This window comes from Neoroseomonas rubea, from assembly GCF_016106015.1.
GTDB lineage: Bacteria > Pseudomonadota > Alphaproteobacteria > Acetobacterales > Acetobacteraceae > Neoroseomonas > Neoroseomonas rubea.
Genome location: NZ_JACADQ010000552.1, coordinates 1 through 1,646, shown reverse-complemented (window position 1 = coordinate 1,646; position 1,646 = coordinate 1). Strand labels below are relative to the sequence as shown.

The 1,646-nt window shown below is 74.5% G+C and carries 2 protein-coding genes; both read right to left on the bottom strand.

The features are described 5' to 3' along the window. Positions 1–258: 258 nt before the first annotated feature. On the bottom strand, positions 259–489 hold the full coding sequence (locus HW577_RS24755) for a hypothetical protein (protein ID WP_198378750.1): 231 nt from the start codon (positions 487–489) through the stop codon (positions 259–261). A gap of 31 nt (positions 490–520) precedes the next feature. After that, positions 521–1,483 (bottom strand): Bug family tripartite tricarboxylate transporter substrate binding protein, encoded by a 963-nt coding sequence (locus HW577_RS24750; protein ID WP_198378749.1) that lies wholly within the window; start codon positions 1,481–1,483, stop codon positions 521–523. Between the last annotated feature and the right edge of the window lie 163 nt (positions 1,484–1,646).

Sequence of the window (1,646 nt, the reverse complement as noted above, 5' to 3'; positions counted from 1 at the left end):
GGCGGGCGCCGCGTCGTTCGGCGCTGCGGGCGCGGGGTCTGCGGCGCGCGGCACGGGCGGCGGCAAGGGGGTGGCCGTCTGCGCCAGGGCGGGCGCGGCGGCCAGGATCAGGGCAAGGGCAAGGGCACTCGGGACGAATCGCATCGGTCACTCCACGGGAGCGATGCGGGAGATGATGCGCCGCCGGTGCGGCGACAACGGGGCAGCCTCACGCCGCACCATGGAACATCCGGCCGCCGCGTCGTTCGCGGCGCGACCTCAGGACCCGAAGGCCCATTCCCCGGCACGGCGCAGGCGTTCGCCGGTCCAGCCCGCGGCGCGTTCCAGCGCGGACCCGGTGCGGCGGGCGCCGCGCTCGATGCCTTCCCCGGTGCGCTTGGCGGCGCGCTCGATAGCGCGGCCAGAGCGCTGGACAGCACCTTCCCGGGCCTGGGCCGGCATGGCGAGGGCGGCGGCGGCGAGGCCGACGAAGATCGCGCGACGGTTCATGCCTGGAAGTTGGGCAAACCTAAATGTGACGTCAAGCATCGAGGCGGATGCCAAGATCCCGGATCAGCGGTCGCCACAGCGCGTTCTCGGCCGCGACGAAGGCGTCGAACTCGCCCGCGCTCCACGCATTGGTCTGGATGCCGAGGGTGCGCGTCCGCGACTGCACCTCCTCCGACGCCACGGCGCGGACCAGCTCCGCGTTCAGCCGCGCGACGATCGGCGCCGGCGTTCCCTTGGGCACGCTGATCCCCTGCCAGCCGAAGGCCACCGCATCGTGGCCGAGTTCCCGCAGCGCGGGCACCGCGGGCGCTTCCGCCGTGCGCTGCTCGCTCAGCACGACGAGCGCGCGCACCCGCCCGTCGCGGATGAAGGGTAGCCCGGTCGCCGTATCGATCATGACCAGATCGACATTGCCCGCGAGCAGGTCCTGCATCGCCGCCTGCCCGCCGCGATAGGGCACGTGCTCGGCGGCAAGCCCCGAGCGGCGCTTGGCCAGTTCCATCGCGAGATGATGCGGCGAGGCGACGGCGGGCGAACCATAGGTCGGCGCCCGCGTCCGGGACGCGGCGACCAGCGCCGCGAAGTCCCGCTGCGGCGCATCGGCCCGGCAGACGATGTAGAGCGGGAAGCGCCCGATGAAGCCGACGCCGGCAAGGTCGCGGTCCGGGTCGTAGGGCAGGCGGGCATAGAGCGCCGGGTTATAGACAAGGATCCCGTTGTCGACGTGCAGCCAGGTGTATCCGTCAGCCGGCGCGCGGGCGGCGGTCTCGCTCGCCAGCACGGCGCCGCCGCCAGGGCGGTTCTCCACCACCAGGCTCTGGCCAAGCCGCGGGCCCATCTGCGTGGCGAGAAGCCGCGCGAAGACGTCGGAAGGGCCACCCGCCGGATAGCCGACGACCAGGCGAATCTGCCGCTCGGGCCAGCTGCCCTGCGCTCGCGCGCCGCCCGCCGCCGCCGCCATGCCGAGCGCCATCGCGCCGCGCCGTCCGATCATGCCGAGTTCCTCCTCGCGTCCCGGCGCCGAGTCTGGCGCGCGGCGACGGCAACGCCAAGGCATGCCGCCGGGGCGGCGCCAGATCGCGCCGCAGCGCCGCGCCGGGCGGAAGGCGCCGGAGACGACCGGATGGCGCGGCGCGGGGCATCTCCCGCGACGGGGC

Excerpts from the sequence above, each read along its gene's own strand:
- HW577_RS24750 (WP_198378749.1), bottom strand. The coding sequence starts at position 1,483 with ATGATCGGACGGCGCGGCGCGATGGCGCTCGGCATGGCGGCGGCGGCG.
- HW577_RS24755 (WP_198378750.1), bottom strand. The coding sequence starts at position 489 with ATGAACCGTCGCGCGATCTTCGTCGGCCTCGCCGCCGCCGCCCTCGCC.